The organism is Microbacterium sp. Clip185, from assembly GCF_028743715.1.
GTDB lineage: Bacteria > Actinomycetota > Actinomycetes > Actinomycetales > Microbacteriaceae > Microbacterium.
On the sequence record NZ_CP117996.1, the window covers coordinates 2,100,709 to 2,119,779 of the forward strand.

Annotated in this window: 21 protein-coding genes; 11 read left to right on the forward strand and 10 right to left on the reverse strand. The window is 69.7% G+C overall.

Annotation, left to right across the window (positions count from 1 at the left end; translation table 11 throughout):
- Positions 1–40: 40 nt before the first annotated feature.
- From PQV94_RS10255 to PQV94_RS10265, 3 genes are read right to left on the reverse strand one after another with little or no spacing between them, the layout of a single operon-like run.
- Positions 41–583 (reverse strand): MOSC domain-containing protein, encoded by a 543-nt coding sequence (locus tag PQV94_RS10255; RefSeq protein ID WP_274285748.1) that lies wholly within the window; start codon positions 581–583, stop codon positions 41–43.
- Positions 580–1,143: a DUF6264 family protein gene (locus tag PQV94_RS10260; RefSeq protein ID WP_274285749.1), complete on the reverse strand. Its 564-nt coding sequence runs from the start codon at positions 1,141–1,143 to the stop codon at positions 580–582. The genes PQV94_RS10255 and PQV94_RS10260 overlap by 4 nt, the downstream gene beginning before the upstream one ends.
- Entirely contained in the window at positions 1,140–2,165 is a 1,026-nt protein-coding gene (locus PQV94_RS10265; protein WP_337994376.1) for a 4-hydroxy-3-methylbut-2-enyl diphosphate reductase, read from the reverse strand. Before PQV94_RS10265 ends, PQV94_RS10260 begins: the two co-directional genes overlap by 4 nt.
- A gap of 88 nt (positions 2,166–2,253) precedes the next feature.
- On the opposite strand from PQV94_RS10265, the gene xseA reads away from it, so the two are divergent.
- Genes xseA through PQV94_RS10300 form a run of 7 tightly spaced genes read left to right on the forward strand, consistent with a single transcriptional unit; the run spans position 2,254 to position 8,640 of the window.
- On the forward strand, positions 2,254–3,546 hold the full coding sequence (xseA, locus tag PQV94_RS10270) for an exodeoxyribonuclease VII large subunit (protein WP_274285751.1): 1,293 nt from the start codon (positions 2,254–2,256) through the stop codon (positions 3,544–3,546).
- 1 nt (position 3,547) lies between these two features.
- On the forward strand, positions 3,548–3,787 hold the full coding sequence (locus PQV94_RS10275; RefSeq protein WP_443192684.1) for an exodeoxyribonuclease VII small subunit: 240 nt from the start codon (positions 3,548–3,550) through the stop codon (positions 3,785–3,787).
- The gene (locus PQV94_RS10280) at positions 3,787–4,425 is read left to right on the forward strand and encodes a DUF4245 domain-containing protein (protein ID WP_274285753.1); all 639 of its coding nucleotides are present in this window, start codon (positions 3,787–3,789) and stop codon (positions 4,423–4,425) included. Before PQV94_RS10275 ends, PQV94_RS10280 begins: the two co-directional genes overlap by 1 nt.
- A 38-nt stretch (positions 4,426–4,463) precedes the next feature.
- The gene (locus PQV94_RS10285; RefSeq protein WP_274288264.1) at positions 4,464–5,072 is read left to right on the forward strand and encodes a carbonic anhydrase; all 609 of its coding nucleotides are present in this window, start codon (positions 4,464–4,466) and stop codon (positions 5,070–5,072) included.
- Between the two features lie 36 nt (positions 5,073–5,108).
- Positions 5,109–6,503, forward strand: coding sequence for a class II fumarate hydratase (locus PQV94_RS10290; protein ID WP_274285754.1), 1,395 nt, complete (start codon positions 5,109–5,111; stop codon positions 6,501–6,503).
- Positions 6,504–6,541: 38 nt separating this feature from the next.
- Positions 6,542–7,987 carry a sensor histidine kinase gene (locus PQV94_RS10295; protein ID WP_274285755.1) on the forward strand — a complete coding sequence of 482 codons (1,446 nt, stop codon included), beginning with the start codon at positions 6,542–6,544 and terminating at the stop codon, positions 7,985–7,987.
- Complete coding sequence (locus tag PQV94_RS10300) at positions 7,984–8,640, forward strand: response regulator transcription factor (RefSeq protein WP_274285756.1); 657 nt, start codon at positions 7,984–7,986, stop codon at positions 8,638–8,640. The genes PQV94_RS10295 and PQV94_RS10300 overlap by 4 nt, the downstream gene beginning before the upstream one ends.
- 300 nt (positions 8,641–8,940) lie before the next feature.
- On the opposite strand, the gene PQV94_RS10305 is transcribed toward PQV94_RS10300, so the two are convergent.
- Together PQV94_RS10305 and PQV94_RS10310 are read right to left on the reverse strand one after the other, a co-directional pair.
- Positions 8,941–10,296, reverse strand: coding sequence for a PhoH family protein (locus tag PQV94_RS10305; protein ID WP_274285757.1), 1,356 nt, complete (start codon positions 10,294–10,296; stop codon positions 8,941–8,943).
- Positions 10,297–10,482: 186 nt separating this feature from the next.
- On the reverse strand, positions 10,483–11,268 hold the full coding sequence (locus PQV94_RS10310; RefSeq protein ID WP_137417492.1) for an isoprenyl transferase: 786 nt from the start codon (positions 11,266–11,268) through the stop codon (positions 10,483–10,485).
- A 99-nt stretch (positions 11,269–11,367) separates the two neighbouring features.
- On the opposite strand from PQV94_RS10310, the gene trhA reads away from it, so the two are divergent.
- Positions 11,368–12,081, forward strand: a complete 714-nt coding sequence (gene trhA, locus PQV94_RS10315; protein ID WP_274285758.1) for a PAQR family membrane homeostasis protein TrhA — start codon at positions 11,368–11,370, stop codon at positions 12,079–12,081.
- A 3-nt stretch (positions 12,082–12,084) separates the two neighbouring features.
- Here the strand turns inward: trhA and PQV94_RS10320 are convergent, their stop codons facing one another.
- Entirely contained in the window at positions 12,085–12,369 is a 285-nt protein-coding gene (locus PQV94_RS10320) for a hypothetical protein (RefSeq protein WP_243227406.1), read from the reverse strand.
- Between the two features lie 66 nt (positions 12,370–12,435).
- On the opposite strand from PQV94_RS10320, the gene PQV94_RS10325 reads away from it, so the two are divergent.
- Complete coding sequence (locus tag PQV94_RS10325; RefSeq protein ID WP_274285759.1) at positions 12,436–12,831, forward strand: DUF4307 domain-containing protein; 396 nt, start codon at positions 12,436–12,438, stop codon at positions 12,829–12,831.
- A gap of 96 nt (positions 12,832–12,927) precedes the next feature.
- Complete coding sequence (gene greA / locus PQV94_RS10330; RefSeq protein ID WP_137417496.1) at positions 12,928–13,419, forward strand: transcription elongation factor GreA; 492 nt, start codon at positions 12,928–12,930, stop codon at positions 13,417–13,419.
- Between the two features lie 15 nt (positions 13,420–13,434).
- Here the strand turns inward: greA and ilvA are convergent, their stop codons facing one another.
- Both ilvA and PQV94_RS10340 read right to left on the reverse strand, forming a co-directional pair.
- On the reverse strand, positions 13,435–14,661 hold the full coding sequence (ilvA, locus tag PQV94_RS10335; protein ID WP_274285760.1) for a threonine ammonia-lyase: 1,227 nt from the start codon (positions 14,659–14,661) through the stop codon (positions 13,435–13,437).
- Positions 14,658–15,848: an AI-2E family transporter gene (locus PQV94_RS10340; RefSeq protein WP_274285761.1), complete on the reverse strand. Its 1,191-nt coding sequence runs from the start codon at positions 15,846–15,848 to the stop codon at positions 14,658–14,660. Before PQV94_RS10340 ends, ilvA begins: the two co-directional genes overlap by 4 nt.
- Positions 15,849–15,890: 42 nt before the next feature.
- On the opposite strand from PQV94_RS10340, the gene PQV94_RS10345 reads away from it, so the two are divergent.
- Positions 15,891–17,153, forward strand: a complete 1,263-nt coding sequence (locus tag PQV94_RS10345) for a winged helix-turn-helix domain-containing protein (RefSeq protein ID WP_274285762.1) — start codon at positions 15,891–15,893, stop codon at positions 17,151–17,153.
- Between the two features lie 3 nt (positions 17,154–17,156).
- Here the strand turns inward: PQV94_RS10345 and PQV94_RS10350 are convergent, their stop codons facing one another.
- Positions 17,157–17,726, reverse strand: coding sequence for a LemA family protein (locus PQV94_RS10350; protein ID WP_137417500.1), 570 nt, complete (start codon positions 17,724–17,726; stop codon positions 17,157–17,159).
- Positions 17,727–17,822: 96 nt separating this feature from the next.
- Positions 17,823–18,998 (reverse strand): low temperature requirement protein A, encoded by a 1,176-nt coding sequence (locus PQV94_RS10355; protein WP_274285763.1) that lies wholly within the window; start codon positions 18,996–18,998, stop codon positions 17,823–17,825.
- Positions 18,999–19,071: the final 73 nt, after the last annotated feature.

Consider the following 19,071-nt stretch of genomic DNA (forward strand, 5'->3'; position numbering starts at 1 on the left):
GCCCCGGCCGGGGCATTCCGCGTTTCAGGATGCGGCGCGCTCATACGCCGTCGAGCAGCCCCGGGGCGCCTTCGGGACGCGAGAGCACGACGATCTCGTCTCCGGCGGAGATCGCACCCGACTTCACGACGCGGAAGTAGGGGCCGAGCCGGCGCTCGTCGGCGAAGCGCTTGACCCAGCCCCGCGCCTCGGGACCGCCGAGGCGTCGGGCGAAGGTCTGGCAGGGATTGCGGTGCCGGGTGACCTCGAGCTCGAGCGTGTCGCCGATGCGCCACCGCTCCCCGATCACGACCGCATTGACATCGACGCCCTCGGTGCGCAGGTTCTCACCGAACCAGCCGGGTGCCAGCTCGCGGCCCAGCTCGCTCTCCCAGAACTCAGCGTCCTCCTGCGCGTAGGCGTAGACGGCCTGCTCGAGCCCGCCGTGGTGCTTGCGGTTGGCCTGCACGTCGCCGCGCACCCCATACGGGCCGACGCGCACGGCGCCGTCGAGGGGGCGCTTGTCGATCGCGGTCACGCCGATCGTGCCCGCATCCGGGATGAGCGCGTGCACGGCACAGACGGCGACGATGCGCGCCGTCATGTCGCGCTCGGAGTGGGAAGGGGCGTGACGCCGGCGATCTGCTGCATGAGGGCGGGGTCCATGAACACCGGAGTCAGAATCAGAGCGCCCGCAATGAACATGAAGACCACTCCGCCCACGAGAGGAATCCAGAAGCTCAGACGGCCCGCACGCAGATTCCAGACCGATACGGCGGCGGTCGTGAACCAGCCCACCACGACGACGATGGCGGCGGCCGCTCCCCAGGCGCGGGCACCCGCGGCATCCGCCAGTCCGCCCTCGATCCCGAACTGCCCCAGCACCTGTGCGAGCAGCGCGTTCGGGTCGACGTACCCCGGCATCGAGCGCAGGACGTCGATGAGCCCGATCGCGAGCAGCGCGATCGTGGCGACGCGGTCCATGGCCCGCGGGTTGCGCGCCACGGGCCCCGCGGCAGGAGTCGGGGCGGGTGCGGGCGGCGCCGCATCCGGAGCCTTGCCCGCGTCGAGATCGAACGTCGCGTCGGGCTGACGGATGCGGGCGCGCTGCTCTTCGGGCGTCGCGTACTCGCCGTACTGGGGGCGGGGGCGCTCGTCGCTCATGCGCGCCCCCGTCCGCCGCGGGCACGGGCGTCGGTGGCGCCGGATGCGTCGCGGCGCAGCTCCTTGGGAAGCGAGAAGATGAGGTCCTCCTCGGCGGTGCGCACCTCGGCGACGTCGGCGTAGCCGGCACCGGCGAGCACGTCGAGCACCTCCTGCACGAGGACCTCGGGAACCGACGCACCGCTGGTCACACCGACCGTGGCGACGCCGTCGAGCCACTCTTGGCGCACCTCCTCGGCGTAGTCGACGCGGTAGGCGGCCTTGGCGCCGTGCTCGAGGGCGACCTCGACGAGGCGCACGCTGTTCGACGAGTTGGCGGAGCCGACCACGATCACCAGATCCGCGTCGCGCGCGACCTTCTTGATCGCGACCTGGCGGTTCTGCGTGGCGTAGCAGATGTCGTCGGAGGGCGGGTCCTGCAGGTTCGGGAACCGCTCGCGCAGGCGCCGCACGGTCTCCATCGTCTCGTCGACCGAGAGGGTGGTTTGAGAGAGCCACACGACCTTGTCGGGATCGCGCACCTCGACGGTGTCGGCGTCGGCAGGCGAGTTCACGATCGTGACGTGCTCGGGCGCCTCGCCGGCGGTGCCCTCGACCTCCTCGTGTCCGAGGTGGCCGATGAGCAGGATCTCGAAGTCGTCGCGGGCGAAGCGTACGGCCTCGCGGTGCACCTTGGTCACGAGCGGGCAGGTCGCATCGATCGCCTGCAGGCCGCGGTCGGCGGCGGCCGAGACGACGGTGGGCGAGACGCCGTGCGCGCTGAAGACGACGTGGGCGCCGGCAGGCACTTCGTCGACTTCCTCGACGAAGATGGCCCCCTTGGCCTCGAGCTCGGTCACGACGTGCACGTTGTGCACGATCTGCTTGCGCACGTAGACGGGGGCGCCGTAGCGCTCGAGCGCCTTCTCGACGGCGATGACCGCCCGGTCGACACCCGCGCAGTAGCCGCGGGGGGCTGCCAGCAGCACTCTCTTGCGTCCGACGACCGGGATATCCTGAAGCCGGCCGCTGCGCGCCGGCATCCGGGGGGTGGGAAGGTGCACGGCGGGTGAGCTCACGCCCGTGATTCTACGGGCGCGTGCTGGGCAGAGGCCGAGCGACGGAGGATGCATGACGAGGTTCGCACCGGATGCGGCGGCAGAGGCCCCGCACGGCGATGACGTCCACCCCCGTGACGCGACCCGCGAGGCGCCCACATCCGTCGCCCGGTTCAACGAGACGATCCGGGCGTTCATCTCGTCCTGGGGATCGGTGTGGGTCGAGGGCGAGATCACCTCGTGGAACGTGCGCGGCGGCAACGTCTACGGCCGGTTGAAAGACCTCACGGGCGACGCCAGCGTGTCGTTTCGCATCTGGTCGTCGACGCTGCAACGCCTGCCCGACGATCTGAAGGTGGGCGATCGCGTCGCCGCCAGCGTCAAGTCCGATTACTTCGTGCGCACGGGCGACTTCAGCGTGCTGGTCTCCGCGATGCGCCACACCGGCATCGGCGACCAGCTCGCCGCGATAGAGCAGCTGCGCGCCAAGCTCCGCACCGAAGGGCTGTTCTCGGCGGAGCGCAAGCGCCCGCTCCCCTTCCTCCCGCACCTCGTCGGACTCATCACGGGTGAGCGATCTGATGCGGAGAAGGACGTCCACCGCAACGCCGAGCTGCGTTGGCCGCAGGTGAGCTTTCGCACCGAGTACGCCGCGGTGCAGGGCGACAGGTGCGTGCCCGAGACGATCGCGGCGCTGCAGAAGCTGGATGCCGACCCCGACGTCGACGTCATCATCATCGCCCGCGGCGGCGGCGACCCGCAGCACCTGCTGGGCTTCAGCGACGAACGGCTGCTGCGCGCGGTCGCCGCGGCCACGACGCCCGTCGTCTCGGCGATCGGTCACGAGAACGACCACCCACTCCTCGACGACGTCGCCGACCTCCGCGCCTCGACGCCGACCGACGCCGCCAAGCGCGTCGTGCCGGATGTGGGCGAGCAGCGCACCCTCGTGCGCCAGCTGCGCGCGCGCCTGGGCTCGCGGCTGAGCATGCGCGTCTCGCACGACATCGCCCAGCTCGAGCAGCTGCGCTCGCGCCCGGTGCTGCGAGACCCCGACGCGCTTCTCGAGCGCCGCGCCCACGAGATCGAGCTGCTCGCGGCCCGCGGTCGCGACACGATCGACCGCTCGCACACCCATGCGGCGCGACAGACGGCCGAGCTGCGGGCGTCGCTGCGGGCGCTCTCCCCCGGCGCCACGCTTGCCCGCGGGTACGCCATCGCCCACATCGACGGCGGCGTGATCGTGCGGGATGCGGCGCAGGCGCCGGAGGGCACCGAGCTGACCGTCACCGTGGCGCGCGGCTCCTTCGCGGCCACCTCCGGCGGCGAGGTGCCCGAAACCTCCTCGGCAGCGACGGACGCCTAGGATGGAAGCCATGTCCGCGCCCGAGGAGACCGCTCCCGAGATCGCGTCGTTGTCGTTCGAGCAGGCGCGCGACGAGCTCGTGCGCGTGGTCGCCGAGCTCGAGCAGGGCTCCCCCACCCTCGAGCAGTCGCTCTCGCTGTGGGAGCGCGGCGAGGCGCTCGCGGCCCGGTGCGAGGAGTGGCTGCTGGGCGCCAAGCGTCGACTGGATGCGGCGCGCTCCAGCGCCGAGGGCGAACTCTGATGGCCCGAGGTCCCCGCGTCGTCGCCGAGCTCGGCCGCCCCGAGACTCCCGACGAGACCGCCGCCCGCAAGGCGGAGTCCTCGCGCATCTATCGCTCGAGCCAGACGTTTCGCAACCTGATCGCGGCGCTGCTCGCGACCCTCGGCGTCGTGATCGTCATCGTCTTCGCCGTCCCGCGCGGCAACCCGGCGCCCGCACCCGCCGTGGACGTCGCCGAGATCGCGGACGGCTTCGCCGACGCCTACGGGCGCCCCGTCATCTCCCCCGACGTGCCGGAGAACTGGCGCGTCAACCAGGCGCAGCTCGAGGGCAACAGCGTGCCCGCCTTCACGATCGTCTACGTGCCCGACGCCGAGAGCTACATCAACATCGCGCAGGCCTTCGACGCGGACGAGGGGTGGGTCGCCCGCACCCTGAACGGCGCCGCCCCGACCGGCACCGAGACGATCGACGGCATCGAGTGGCAGCGCTACGAGATCTCCGACGCCCGCTCCGCCGGCGGCGTGTCCTACGCCCTCGCCACCCCGGCAGGACCCGACCAGATCCTCGTGTACGGCACGGCCAAGCCCGACACCGCCGCACAGCTGGCCACGACCGTCACCGACACCATCCTTCAGCTGCGCGAGGAGACACCGTGACCGACGCCCACCCCACCCCCGCCCAGGTCTGGGCAGAGATGCTCGAGGGCAACGCCCGCTTCGTCGCCGGCACGCCGCGCCACCCGCGGCAGGACGTCGAGCGCCGTCACGAGCTCGCGACCGGCCAGCGCCCGCGTGCGGCCCTGTTCGGCTGCTCCGACTCCCGCCTGGCCGCCGAGATCATCTTCGACGAGGGCCTCGGCGACCTCTTCGTCGTGCGCAACGCCGGTCAGGTCATCTCCGACTCGGTCGTGGGCAGCCTCGAGTACGCGGTCGAGGTGCTCGAGACCCCGCTCATCGTCGTGCTCGGCCATGACGAGTGCGGTGCCGTGCGCGCCGCCATCGACAGCACCTCCCCCGACGCGCCCGCTCTCCCGCCGCGCATCTGGCGCCAGGTCGCGCCCATCGTGCCGGCCGTGCGCCGGGTGCAGGATGCGGAGGGCACCAACGCCGCCACGGTCGACGCCCTCCACGTCGGACGCGAGCACCTGCGCGACACCGTGACCGAACTGCTGCACTCGTCGGAGCTCATCAGCGCCGCCGTCGCGAACGGCTCGCTCGCGATCGTCGGCGTCAACTACCGCTTGGCGCAGGGCGTCGCCGAACCCGACTTCATCGTCGGCGCGGCGACCGAATCCGCCGCCTGAACACCTACCGCCCGCACACCGTCAGAGGAGACACCCGTGGCTGAGACCGAATACCGCATCGAACACGACACGATGGGCGAGGTCCGCGTTCCCGCATCCGCTCTGTACAGCGCGCAGACCCAGCGCGCCGTCGAGAACTTCCCGATCTCGGGCGACGCACTGGCGCCGGCGCAGATCGTGGCGCTCGCACGGATCAAGAAGGCCGCCGCCCTCGCGAACAAGCAGCTCGGCACCCTCGACGCGCAGATCGCCGACGCGATCGCCCGCGCCGCCGACCGGATCATCGCCGGCGAGTACGCCGACCAGTTCCCGATCGACGTCTACCAGACCGGCAGCGGCACGTCGTCGAACATGAACATGAACGAGGTGCTCGCCACCTTGGCAACGCGCGACCTCGGCTCGACGGTGCACCCGAACGACCACGTCAACGCCTCGCAGTCCTCGAACGACGTGTTCCCCACCTCGGTGCACATCGCCGTCACGCAGGAGATCATCGACGCCCTGATCCCTGCCCTCGACCACCTCGCGGTCTCGCTGGAGGAGAAGGCGGAGGCGTGGAGCGACGTGGTGAAGTCGGGCCGCACGCACCTCATGGATGCGACTCCCGTCACCCTCGGCCAGGAGTTCGGCGGCTACGCGCGCCAGATCCGCCTCGGCATCGAGCGCGTGCAGGCGACCATCCCCCGCGTCGCCGAGGTTCCGCTGGGCGGCACCGCGGTCGGCACCGGCATCAACACTCCGCTGGGCTTCCCGCAGAAGGTCATCGAGCTGATCGTCGCCGAGACCGAGTTGCCCATCACCGAAGCCAAGGACCACTTCGAGGCACAGGCGAACCGCGACGGTCTCGTGGAGGCATCCGGAGCCCTCCGCACGATCGCGGTGTCGCTCACCAAGATCAACAACGACCTGCGCTGGATGGGCTCGGGGCCGAACACGGGTCTCGGCGAGTTGCACATCCCCGACCTGCAGCCCGGCTCCTCGATCATGCCCGGCAAGGTCAACCCGGTCGTTCCCGAGGCCACGCTCATGGTGTGCGCCAGGGTCATCGGCAACGACGCCACGATCGCGTGGGCGGGCGCATCCGGCTCGTTCGAGCTCAACGTCGCGATCCCCGTCATGGGCACCGCGCTGCTCGAGTCGATCCGTCTTCTCGCCAACTCGGTTCGCGTGCTGGCCGACAAGACGATCCGAGGCCTCGAGGTCAACCGCGAGCGCGCCGCCGCCTACGCCGGCATGTCGCCCTCGATCGTCACACCGCTGAACAAGCTCATCGGCTACGAGGCCGCGGCCAAGATCGCCAAGCATGCGGTCGCCGAGGGCATCACGGTGCGCGAGGCCGTCATCGCTCTCGGGTACGTCGAGCGCGGCGAGCTCACCGAGGCGCAGCTCGACGAGAAGCTCGATCTGCTCTCGATGACGCACCCGGGCTGAGCTACACGCGAAACCGCCCGACGAGACATAATCGGAAGGTGAAGCAGACGCCGAGAATGCTCTCGGCGCGCGTGAAGACTCTGGGGGCGATCCTCCTTGTGGCGTGCGTCGGGTTGATCGTCGCGGGCGGGGTCTCCTTCTGGATCCAGCGGGCGCGTCTCGTCGACGACGTGGACGACCGTCTGATCGAGAAGGTGCAGGCTCTGCGACCCGTGGGCGATGCGCCGTCGCCCGGCATCTATCTCACGCGCACCGTGACCGGCTTCCTGCCCTCGCAGACCGAGGGCGTCGTCGGGGTCGTCGACGGCGAGATCGTCGTGTCGCCCTCGGCGGGCAACCTCTTCCGCGCGATCGAGGACCCGGCGGTGATCGCCGCGGCCACCAAGGCGGTCACGGGCAGCGACATCGTGCTGGGCACGGTGTCGACCGACCAGGGCGAGGTGCGCTACGTGGCCCTGCCGGTGCAGATCGGCGGCGAGACGGGCATCTACCTGCGCGGCGTCGACATGGAGGCCGAGATGGCGCCGTTCCAGGCGTCGATCATGACGTATGTCGTCGCTGCCGTGGTCGTCATGGCCGCCCTTGGTTTCGCGAGCTGGTTCTTCACCGGCCGGCTGCTCTCCCCCCTCCGGCAGTTGCGCGAGGCAGCGGATGCGGTGACGCTCGACGATCTCGGCACACGTGTGCCCGAGGAAGGCGATCACGAGATCGCCGACCTCTCGCGCACCATGAACTCCATGCTCGACCGCCTCGAGTCGTCCGTCAGCAGTCAGCGACAGCTTCTCGACGACATCCGGCACGAGCTGAAGACGCCCATCACGATCGTGCGCGGGCACCTCGAGATGATGAACGTCGACGATCGCGAGGATGTCATCGGCATCCGCGACATGGGGATCTCCGAGCTCGACCGGATGACACGTCTCGTCGACGACATCGACCTGCTGTCGTCGGCGCAGGGCGATCAGTTCGAGATGCGCCCCGTCGACCTCGGAATGCTCACCGAGCGCGTCGGCGAGCTCGTCTGCGCCATCTCCGGCCATCCCTTCTCGCTCGCCCGCAGTGCGCGCGGTGTCGTGGTCGCAGATGCCGACCGGCTCACCCAGGCCTGGTTGCAGCTCGCCGACAACGCCGCGAAGTACACGCCCGCCGGAAGTCCCATCGAGGTCGGCAGCGACGTCGTGGACGGCGAGGCGAGGCTGTGGGTGCGCGACCACGGTGCGGGCATTCCGCCTGCGGCCCGGCGCCGCATCTTCCAGCGGTTCGCCCGCGTCGACGCGAACCGCGCCGTCGAGGGCTCTGGTCTGGGTCTCGCCATCGTCGAGGCGATCGCGCAGGCCCACGGCGGCTCCGTCGACGTGACCGACACGCCCGGCGGCGGCGCCACGTTCACGGTGCGTGTGCCGACCAGCGGCCATCCGTCCACTCTGGTCCCGACGCCCGTGCGCGCCGGCGACGTCGTTATGCAGCGAGAGGCAACCACATGACCTTGATCCTGATCGCGGAGGATGAACCCCGCATCTCTGCTTTCGTGAAGCGGGGACTGGAGTCCGCGGGATTCGCCACCGAGGTGGTCGAGGACGGGAACGACGCTCTGGAGCGTGCGCTCTCGGGCGAGGTCGACCTTCTCCTGCTCGATGTCGGGCTGCCCGGCATGGACGGCTTCGAGGTGCTCCGGCACGTGCGCGGGCAGGGTTCGCACCTGCCGGTCATCATGCTGACCGCCCGCAGCAGCACCCGCGACACGGTCGACGGCCTGAATGCCGGTGCGAACGACTATGTGCCGAAGCCGTTCAAGTTCGACGAGCTCCTGGCTCGCGTGCGCTCGCGCCTGCGCGAGAACGTCGCGACCGGCAGCATCGCGATCGTCCACGGCGATGTGATCCTCGACGTGCTCTCGCGGCGTGCGAGCGTCGAAGGACGCGAGATCGATCTGTCTGCGCGAGAGTTCGCCCTCGCGGAGCAGTTCCTGCGCCACCCCGGTCAGGTGCTCAGCCGCGAGCAGCTGCTGAGCCGCGTCTGGGGACTCGACTTCGACCCGGGCTCCAACGTGGTCGACGTCTATGTGCGCTACCTGCGCGCCAAGTTCGGTCACGAGCGCATCGTCACGGTGCGCGGCGCCGGCTACCGCTGGGAGTGAGCGCCCCGCATCCGCACCTGCCCGAGGGCGGGTGATCTCGCGCGCCCCGAAACGGAGAAGGCCCCCGGCGCTGGGGGACGCCGGGGGCCACAGAGAGATCACGGGACCCGAACCCGTGATGCCCGCCACCTCACCGGGGGGAATCGGTGGCGGATTTCTTCTCCAGTTTTTCTTCGCCGTCAGAGTCTGGGGGAACTCGTTCCAGCGGTGAATGACAATGTCGCGTCATCCGTGTTCTCCATCATCCGCGGCCGCCGTGAGAGCACAAGGAGGATCGGGTGAGAAAGCTCTCATACGGCCTCATGAGAGCTCCCCTGCCTCCAGCAGGTCGGTCACGAGGGCCGCGATCGCGGAGCGCTCCGAGCGCGTCAGGGTGACGTGCCCGAACAGCGAGTGCCCCTTGAGGGTCTCGATGACCGAGGCGATGCCGTCGTGGCGTCCGACCCGCAGGTTGTCGCGCTGGGCGACGTCGTGGGTGAGCACCACACGCGAGTTCTGGCCGATGCGGCTGAGCACGGTCAGCAGCACGTTGCGCTCGAGCGACTGCGCCTCGTCCACGATCACGAACGCGTCGTGCAGCGAACGTCCCCGGATGTGGGTCAGCGGCAGCACCTCGAGGATGCCGCGCGCGACGACCTCTTCCAGCACGTTCGAGCTGACGACCGAGCCGAGCGTGTCGAACACCGCCTGACCCCAGGGGTTCATCTTCTCCTGGGCGTCACCGGGCAGGTAACCGAGCTCCTGGCCGCCGACGGCGAACAGCGGGCGGAACACGATGATCTTCCGCTGCTGCTGGCGCTCCAGCACCGCTTCCAGCGCCGCGCACAGGGCGAGCGCCGATTTGCCGGTGCCGGCGCGGCCGCCGAGCGAGACGATTCCCACATCCGGGTCCGAGAGCAGGTCGATCGCGATGCGCTGCTCCGCCGAGCGGCCGTGCAGCCCGAACACATCGCGGTCGCCGCGCACGAGCCGGAACTCGCCGTCGCCGGTGACCCGGCCGAGAGCGGACCCGCGCTCGGAATGCACGATGAGCCCCGTGTTGACGGGCAGACCCCGCACGTCGTCGCTCGAGGCGACATCGCTCTCGTACAGGTCGCTCATCTCGTCGCCCGAGACGTCGATGTCGGCGATGCCGGTCCAGCCAGAGTCCGCCGCCTGCTCGGCGAGGTACTCCTCCGCGAGGATGCCCAGAGAGGCAGCCTTGACGCGCATCGGGAGGTCCTTGGAGACCACCGTGACGTCGTGGCCCTCCTGCTGGAGGTGCATGGCGACGGCGAGGATGCGGGTGTCGTTGTCGCCGAGCCGCATCCCGCTCGGGAGCACCGAGGGGTCGGTGTTGGTCAGTTCGACGCGCAGCGACCCGCCGGCGCCGACGGGGACGGGGAAGTCGAGGCGACCGTGCTCGACACGAAGCTCGTCGAGGTGTCGCAGCGCCTGGCGCGCGAAGTAACCCAGCTCCGGATCATGTCTCTTGGCCTCCAGTTCGGTGATGACGACGACGGGGATCACGACCGAGTGCTCCGCGAAGCGGAAGAACGCTCGGGGATCGCTCAGAAGCACCGAGGTGTCCAAAACATAAGAGCGCAGGTCAGTTTCCTGATCTGCGCTCTGCTGGACGGTCGCCCGCTGCTGCTGGTGTGGTGCTCGTGTGGTCACAACCCACTCCCCTTCCGGGCCCGTGGCCCGGGGTCTCTCGAGTCGACCGGTGGGTAGCGAGTCGCTTCCTGGGGCCGACTCGAACGGGCGCCGTGCCCGTTGTGATGACCGTACGACCTCCGCGGGATCCGCGGGGCCGAAATCGGCGCGTGTCGCGTTAAGAGTTCGTGAACGGCGCCGCGGCGCTCACTTGCCGAAGCGACGGTCGCGGCGCGCGTAATCGCGGATGGCGCGCAGCAGGTCGACCTCGCGGAGGTCGGGGCCGAGGGCCTCCACGAAGTAGAACTCGCTGTGGGCGGACTGCCAGAGCAGGAAATCGCTGAGGCGCTGCTCGCCCGACGTGCGGATCACGAGGTCGGGGTCGGGCTGGCCGCCCGTGTAGAGGTGCTCGCCGATCTGCTCGGGCGTGAGGCTCTCGGCGAGCTCTTCCAGCGAGCCGCCGGTGTGGTCGTACTGCGTGATGATGCTGCGCACCGCATCCACGATCTCGCCGCGACCGCCGTAGCCGACGGCGAGGTTGACGTGCATGCCGGTGTTGCCCGCCGTACGTTCCTGCACGTCGGCCAGCACGTGGGCGAGCTCCTGGGGCAGCGGGGCCGCGCGGCCCACGTGCTGCACCCGCCAGTCGCGTTCGTGCGACAGCTCGTCGGCGAGCTCGGCGATGATCTCGATGAGATCGGCCAGCTCCTTCGAGTCGCGCTTGGTGAGGTTGTCGATCGAGAGGAGGTAGAGCGAGACGACCTTCACCCCGAGCTCGTCGCACCAGCGCAGGAACTCGCGCATCTTGGCCGCGCCCGCACGATGCCCGTGCGCCGCGGAGTCGTACCCCAGCTGACGCGCCCAGCGCCGGTTGCCGTCGATCATCATCGCGACGTGTCGAGGAACGGATGCGGGCGGGATCTGCCGGCGCAGACGATTGCTGTAGAGACGGTAGAGGGGCCCTCGCCCCTCACTCTCCCGACCGCTGGTCACTCCCCTACGCTACCGCCAGCACGGCTCAAGACACGCGCATTCGGCGAACGCTGAGGCTATGTGCGGCCTGCGGCATACCCCGCGGCATACCCTGGGCACATGACCCCCTCCGGCGTTCCCGACGTGCCCTCGCTGCCGCTGATCGACGCCGCTGAGAAGGATGCCAACACGGAGATCCGCCCCACCTGGCGCGGCTGGATCCACGCGGGCACCTTCCCGGTCGCGATCGCCGCCGGCATCGTTCTGATCGTTCTCGCGCACGGCACCGCGGCCAAGTGGTCTGCGGCCGTGTTCATGACCACCTCGCTGCTCTTGTTCGGCAACTCCGCGTTGTATCACCGCTTCGATTGGAAGCCGCGCACGAAGGTCGTCCTCAAGCGGATCGACCACGCCAACATCCTGCTGCTGATCGCGGGAACCTACACACCGCTGGCGGTGCTGGCGCTTCCTCCCGAGAAGTCGGTGCTGCTGCTGAGCCTCGTGTGGGGCGGGGCGATCCTCGGCATCCTCTTCCGGGTCTTCTGGATCCACGCGCCGCGCTGGCTGTACGTGGCGCTGTACATCCTGCTCGGCTGGGCGGCGGTCATGTACATCGTCGACCTGCTCAATGCGAACGTCGCGATGATGGTGCTCGTCATCGTCGGCGGTCTGCTCTACACCGGCGGCGCCGTCGTCTACGCGCTCAAGCGGCCCAACCCGTGGCCCGGAAAGTTCGGGTTCCACGAGATCTTCCATGTCTGCACCGTGCTGGCGTTCCTCTGCCACTGGGCGGCGTGCCTGCTCATCTGCCTCGCCCCCGCCTACAACGGCTGAGACTCAGCGCTGCGCGGGGTCGATGTCCTCGTCGTCGGTCTCCGAGTCGCGCTCGGCGGCATCGCCCTGCTTCGCCGCCAGCTCTTCCGCATCCAGCTGCTCGCGGATCTCGGACCGATAGCGCCCACGACGGATGCGGCGCAGCATGTCCCACACCAGCACGATCACCGCGACACCCACGAGCGCGATGGCGGCGAAGCCCCAGGGGCCGGGGGTCACGAGCAGCGGGTCGACATCGGTCGGCGTCGGGGTCGGGGTCACCTCGGCGAGCCACACGGCCAGGTGCATGGATGTCTCCGTTCCGCGCGCGAGCGCTTAGCCTGGACTCAAGCCTAATTCCCGATCCGAGGGTCCATGACGACGCAAGAACTGCTCGACGAGCGTTACGGCCGCACCCGCGGTGCCCGTTCCGGACGTTTCTGGGCCGTGTTCGCATCCGTCGGTATCGCGGCTGCTGTGATCATCGCCGGCTGGTACGCGTTCTCGGCCAGTTCCTCGTCGGTGGATGCGGTCACGACCGGCTACCAGCTGGTCGATGAGCACACCACGAGCGTCTCGTTCCAGGTGACCGTGCCGCCGAACACGGCGGTCGCGTGCGTGCTCGAGGCGCAGGATGAGGAGCACGGTGTCGTGGGCTGGCGAGTGGTCGAGTACCCGCCCTCCCCCGAGCACACGCGGGCTTTCGTGGAGCAGATTCCGATCACCGCTGAGGCGACCACGGGATTGGTCAACGGATGCTGGGTGCCGTAGGCTGACGGAAACTGATCGACGACGCCCTGGCAACCGCCAGGGCGTCTTGGCATAGTTGCGGCGCCTTGCGCTGCGACTCACGACGAAGGAGAGACCGTGTCTTCTGACGCAACGGTGAGCTTCCTCACTCAGGACGCCTACGACCGGCTGGTTGCCGAGCTCGAGCACCTGTCCACGACCGGCCGCGAGGAGATCGCGAAGCGGATCGAGGCGGCTCGTGAAGAGGGCGATCTCAAGGAGAACGGCGGCTACCACGCCGCGAAGGACGAGCAGGGCAAGCAGGAGGCCCGCATCCGCACGCTGCAGGCGATGCTGAAGAACGCCAAGGTGGGCGAGGCTCCCGAGTCGACCGGTGTGGTCGAGTCCGGCACCGTGGTGACCGCGATCGTCGCCGGCGGCGAAGAGGTGTTCCTGCTGGGCAACCGCGAGATCGCGGCGGGCAGCGAGCTCGACGTCTACAGCGAGGCGTCGCCGCTGGGTGCCGCCATCCTGGGCCTGCGCGAGGGCGAGAAGACCTCGTACACCGCCCCCAACGGCCGCGAGATCGCGGTCGAGGTCGTGAAGGTCGAGACCTACACGGGCCAGTGAGCGCGGACGCGCCGGTCAGTCGGCGACGACGACCGGCGCGAACCCCGCAGCCTCCAGTGCTGCGATCACTTCCGCGCGGTGCTCCATGCCCCGCGTCTCGACGCTGACCTGCAGGATCACTTCGCTGATCTGCAGGCCCTGCCCGTGACGGGTGTGCTGCACCTCGGTGACGTTCGCCCCGACGCGCGCGATGACCTCGGAGACCTGCACGAGCTGACCCGGACGATCGGGCAGCGGGATGCGCATCGTCATGTAGCGGCCCGCGGCGCTGAGTCCGTTGGAGATCACGCGCTGCAGCAACAGCGGGTCGATGTTGCCGCCCGAGAGCACTGAGACGACCGGACCCGACGCCGAGATCTTGCCGGTCATGAGGGCTGCGACGCCAACCGCACCCGCAGGCTCCACGACGAGCTTCGCGCGCTCCAGCAGCATGAGGATGGCGCGCGCGATGTCGTTCTCGTCGACCGTCACGACCTCGTCGACCAGCTGGCGGATGATCTCGAACGGCACATCGCCGGGGCGGGCCACGGCGATGCCGTCGGCGATCGTCGGCGTCGTGGCGACCTCCAGGGGCACGCCCGCCGCCAAGGATGCGGGGTAGGCGGCGGAGTTGGCCGCCTGTACGCCGATGATGCGCACGGTGCGACCCTCGGCCGCGGCGCGGGCCTTGATGGCGGCGGCGACGCCGGCGGTGAGCCCGCCTCCGCCGATGCCGAGCACGACGGTGTCGACGGCCGGCAGGTCGTCGTAGACCTCGAGGCCGAGCGTGCCCTGGCCGACGACGATGTCGCGGTGGTCGAAGGGGTGGATCAGCACGGCGCCGGTGCGCTCGGCGAACTCGGCCGCGAGCCGCAGCGGCGTCTCGACGGTGTCGCCTTCGAGCACGACCTCGGCGCCGTAGCCGCGGGTGGCGAGAAGCTTCGGCACGGGCACACCCAGCGGCATGAAGATCGTCGCGGCGATGCCGAGCCGCTGCGCCGCGAGGGCGACGCCCTGTGCGTGGTTGCCCGCGGATGCGGCGACCACGCCGCGGGCGCGCTCCTCCTCGGTGAGGCGGGAGAGCCGATAGATCGCGCCGCGGATCTTGAACGAGCCGGTGCGCTGGAGGTTCTCCATCTTGAGGATCACGGGGGCGCCCACAATCTCGCTGAGCACCTGCGACTCGTCCATGGGCGTGCGGGTGATCAGGCCGGTGAGGGTGCGGGCCGCATCCTCGAAATCGGCCAGTGTGGGAAGACTCACCGCGTGGTTCTCCTTCGTTCGCGGGGCACAGTGCTCCAGATGAGTTCGCCCGGTTCGGGTGGCCTACCGGTCTCCCACGCGCGGCGGGAGAGGTAGAGGGCGAAGACGTTGACGAAGGCGGCCAGCGGTACGGCGAACAGGGCGCCCGGGATGCCGGCGATCATGGCGCCGCCGGCGACCACGAGCACCACCGCGAGCGGGTGCACCTTGACGGCGGTGCCCATGAGGATGGGCTGCAGGATGTGGCCTTCGATCTGCTGCACGCCGAGCACGACGACCAGCATCCACAGCGCGATCCAGGGCCCGTTGTAGACGAGGGCGAGGAAGACCGCGAGGGCGCCGGTGACGACGGCTCCGACGAACGGGATGAACGCGCCGAGGAAGACGAGCACGCCGACCGGGATCGCGAGGGGCACGCCCAGCAGGAACGCGCCGAGGCCGATGCCGATCGCGTCGATCGTGGCCACGAGCAGCTGGGTGCGGGCGTATGTGACGACCGTCAGCCAGCCGGACTTGCCGGCGCCGTCGACGGCGGGGCGGGCGGCCTTGGGGAACAGGCGGATGACCCACTTCCAGATGCCGCCGCCGTCGGCGAGCACGCAGAGCAGGATGAAGATGGTCAGCAGCAGGCCGGTGGCGACGTGGCCGACGGTGGAGCCGATCGCGAGCGCGCCCGACCAGAGGAGCGAGGCCTGCTGTTCCAGCATGCCGAGACCCTGGCGCAGCATCCCGTCGATCTGGTCGGCGGTGAGGTGCAGCGGGCCGTCGATGAGGTAGGTGCGGAGGTCTTCGATCGCGCCGACGGTGCGGTCGCGCACCGATCCCCACTCCCGGGTGATCTGCCAGATCGCGAGCCAGAACAGGCCCGAGACGATGGCGATGGTGCCGAGCACGGAGGCCACAATGGCGAGCCAGCGCGGCCACCGGTGGCGCAGCATCCACGTGAACGCGGGCCACACGAGGGCGGCGATGAGGATCGCGATGAGCAGTGGAATGACCAGCAGCTTGAGCTGGATGATGATCCAGATCGCCACGCCCAGGGCCGCGGCGATCAGCAGGAAACGCCACGAGTATGCGGCGGCGATGCGGACGCCGCGCGGCACGCTGTGCGTGGTGTCGGAGCTGACGGTGCGCTGACGCAGGGCGTCGAAGAACGATCCGCGAGGCTTCTCGTCGGGCTCGGTCATCACGTCAGTCTAGTTGTCGGAGCCTGACGCTACGCTGACGCGGTGCGTGACAGATTGAGCCGGTCCGAAGCCCGACGTATCGCGCTGCGCGCGCAGGGTCTGGGCGCTCCCCGACCCGCCGAGGTGACGGGTGTGCACCTGCGGCGCGAGATCCGGCGGATGTCGGTGCTGCAGATCGACTCGGTCAACGTGTTTGCCCGCTCGCACTACATGCCGCTGTTCTCGCGGCTCGGTCCCTACGACCCCGCGAAGCTCGACCGGCTGCTGTTCCAGCGCCGCGCGCCGTTCGTGGAGTACTGGGCGCACCAGGCATCCTTCATCGACGCGGCGGACTGGCCGCTGTTCGCGTTCCGGATGCAGCACTATCGCGCCCGGCATGAGGCCAAAGGCTGGCGCGGCATCGACGCCGCGACGCTCGACTGGGTGCGCGGTGAGCTGGCTGCGCGGGGGCCGCTGCGTCCGGCCCAGATCGAAGACGACGCGTCGCGCGCGCCGCGGGGGCCGTGGTGGGACTGGAGCGTCGTGAAGAGCGCGCTTGAGCTGCTGTGGTTCACCGGCGAGGTGGCGATCGCCGGGCGCCGCGGGTTCGAGCGCGTGTACGGGCTGGCGGAGCAGGTGCTGCCCGCATCCGTCGCCGGCGTGGAGGCGCCGAAAGACGACGCCGTGCGCGAGCTGGTGCGTCGTGCGGCGCGGGCATACGGGGTGGCGACCGCGCGCGACCTCGACGACTACTGGCGGCTGGGTGATCAGCGCGCGACGCTGCAGGCGATCGGCGAGCTGGTGGATGCGGGTGAGCTGCAGCCGGTGCAGGTGGAGGGGTGGACGCGGGCGGGGCGCCCGGCGCCGGCGTGGGTGCATCGCGAGGCGACGCTCCCCCGCACGATGGATGCGGCCGCGCTGCTCACGCCGTTCGATCCGGTCGTGTGGTTCCGGGATCGCGCGGAGCGGCTGTTCGACTTCTCGTACCGCATCGAGATCTACACGCCCGCGCCGCAGCGACGGTTCGGCTACTACTCGCTGCCGGTGGTGATCGGCGACCGGGTGGCGGCGCGGATCGACCTGAAGGCGGATCGCGCCGCATCCGTGCTGCGAGTGCAGTCGGCGTGGTGGGAGCCCTCGCGTCTGCCGGGCGATGTGGAGCGGGTCGCGGATCTGTTGCGGGACGCGGCCGCGTGGCAGCAGCTGGAGACCATCAGCGTGTCGCGGTGGGGCGATGCGACGGATGAGATCGCGGCGGCGCTGAGCGCCGAGCGCCACGAATCTCGACCCGAGCCCGTCGCCCTGGCGGGCGACGAACCAGGCTGAGTCTCAGAACTGGATGCGGGGAGGTTCGGCGATGGCGGCGCCGTCGACGACCTCGAAGAACTCGCGCTCGTGGAAGCCGAGGTTGCGGGCGAAGAGGTTGTTGGGGAACACCTTGATCTTGGTGTTCAGCTCGCGCACTCCCCCGTTGTAGAACCGGCGCGAGGCCTGGATCTTGTCTTCGGTGTCGACGATCGACTGCTGCAGGTGCAGGAAGTTCTGGCTGGCCTGGAGCTGCGGGTAAGCCTCGGCGACGGCGAACAGCGACTTGAGCGCCTGCTGCAGGTGGCCTTCCGCAATGCCCGCTTCGGCAGGGCCCTGCGCGTTGATGGTCTCGGCGCGCGCCTGGGTGACGTTCTCGAAGACCGCCTTCTCGTGGGCGGCGTATCCCTTGACGGTCTCGATGAGGCTCGGGAGCAGATCGGCGCGGCGCTTGAGTTGCACCGTGATGTCGCTCCAGGCCTCGTCGACGCGGACGTTGAGCTGGACGAGCGAGTTGTACGTCGCCCACAGATAGATTCCGACGACCAGTACGATCAGTACGACGACCGCGACAGGGATCAGCCATTCCCACATATGACGAGCGCTCCGTTCTCTCCGGGTCATCCTACTGCCGCGGCCCGCGCTGATGACGGGCGGTTGCGGACTCTCAGCCCATGCCCACCCCCGGCATCAGCTCGGCTGCGTGGAAGGCTTTCGCGAGGCGTCGATCTCGAGGAGGACGACGACGCCGATCATGACGGTCGCGGCGACGATGTACTCGCCGACCGGCAGCAGTCCGGATGCGGCGACGAGCGCGACGCCGCCGAGGATCACCCACCAGATCGTGCGCCGCACGGTTCCGCGCAGCAGCACGGCCCAGGTGGCGAGCAGGAAGAGCGCGAGCGGCAGGGTCAGGGCGAGGCCGGCAGCGGCGCCTGAGATCTCGGTGGCGCCGGTGACGTGATCGATCTCGACCTCGACGCCGGACGAGACGGCGCCGACGGCGGCGAAGAGGAAGTAGTGGAGGTAGCCGAAGACGAAGCCGTCGGAGGTGCTGCGCAGGCGGGCGGCCTGTTCGCGGGCGAAGTAGATCCACCAGATGGATGCGGTGATGACGACGCCGGATGCGGCGAGGCCGATGAGCTGGCCGGTGTGCTCCCCCGTGCTGAGCGCGTCGATCATCGCGTTGGCGCTCGCGAGCAGACTCTCGCCGAGAAGGATGAGGGTGAACAGCCCGTAGCGTTCGGCGATGTGGTGCGGGTGCCACTGTGTGCGCCCGTGCCGCTCCGCCCAGACCGGCACGGCGATCTCGACGAGCATGAGCGCGAAGAACCCGACGAGCTGGGGCGCGCCCTCGGGCAGGGCGAGGCGGGCCACCCAGAGCACCTGGACGCCGGCGACCCCGATGGCGAAGCGGAGGGCAGTGGGGCGGGATGCCGCATCCGAGATCGCGGCGCGCAGCCACTGCGCGACCATCGACAGGCGCATGATGACGTAGCCGATGGTGACGATGAGGAAGTCGTCGTGGAGCATCGCCTGTTGCACGCCCGCGGCGAGCACGAGCACGCCGCCCATCTGGGCGATGGTCATGACGCGGTAGAGCCAGTCGTCGGTGTCGAACGCGGAGGCGAACCAGGTGAAGTTCATCCACGCCCACCACACGGCGAAGAACACCATCGCGTAGGAGAGGAGCCCGTGGGCAGCCTGCCCCTCGCTGATCAGATGATGCAGCGTGCTGGACGCCTGCGACACCGCCACCACGAACACGAGGTCGAACAGCAGCTCGAGCGGACTCGCCACACGGTGGGGCGAACGCGGATCGAGCGCCCGCATCCGGCGCAATCCCGCCCGGGTGGTTGCGATCATGAGTCGATTGTGGCTGATGTGCCAGGTTCGGTGGATCTCAGGCGTACCCGCTCGCCCGGTGCCTGATCGCATT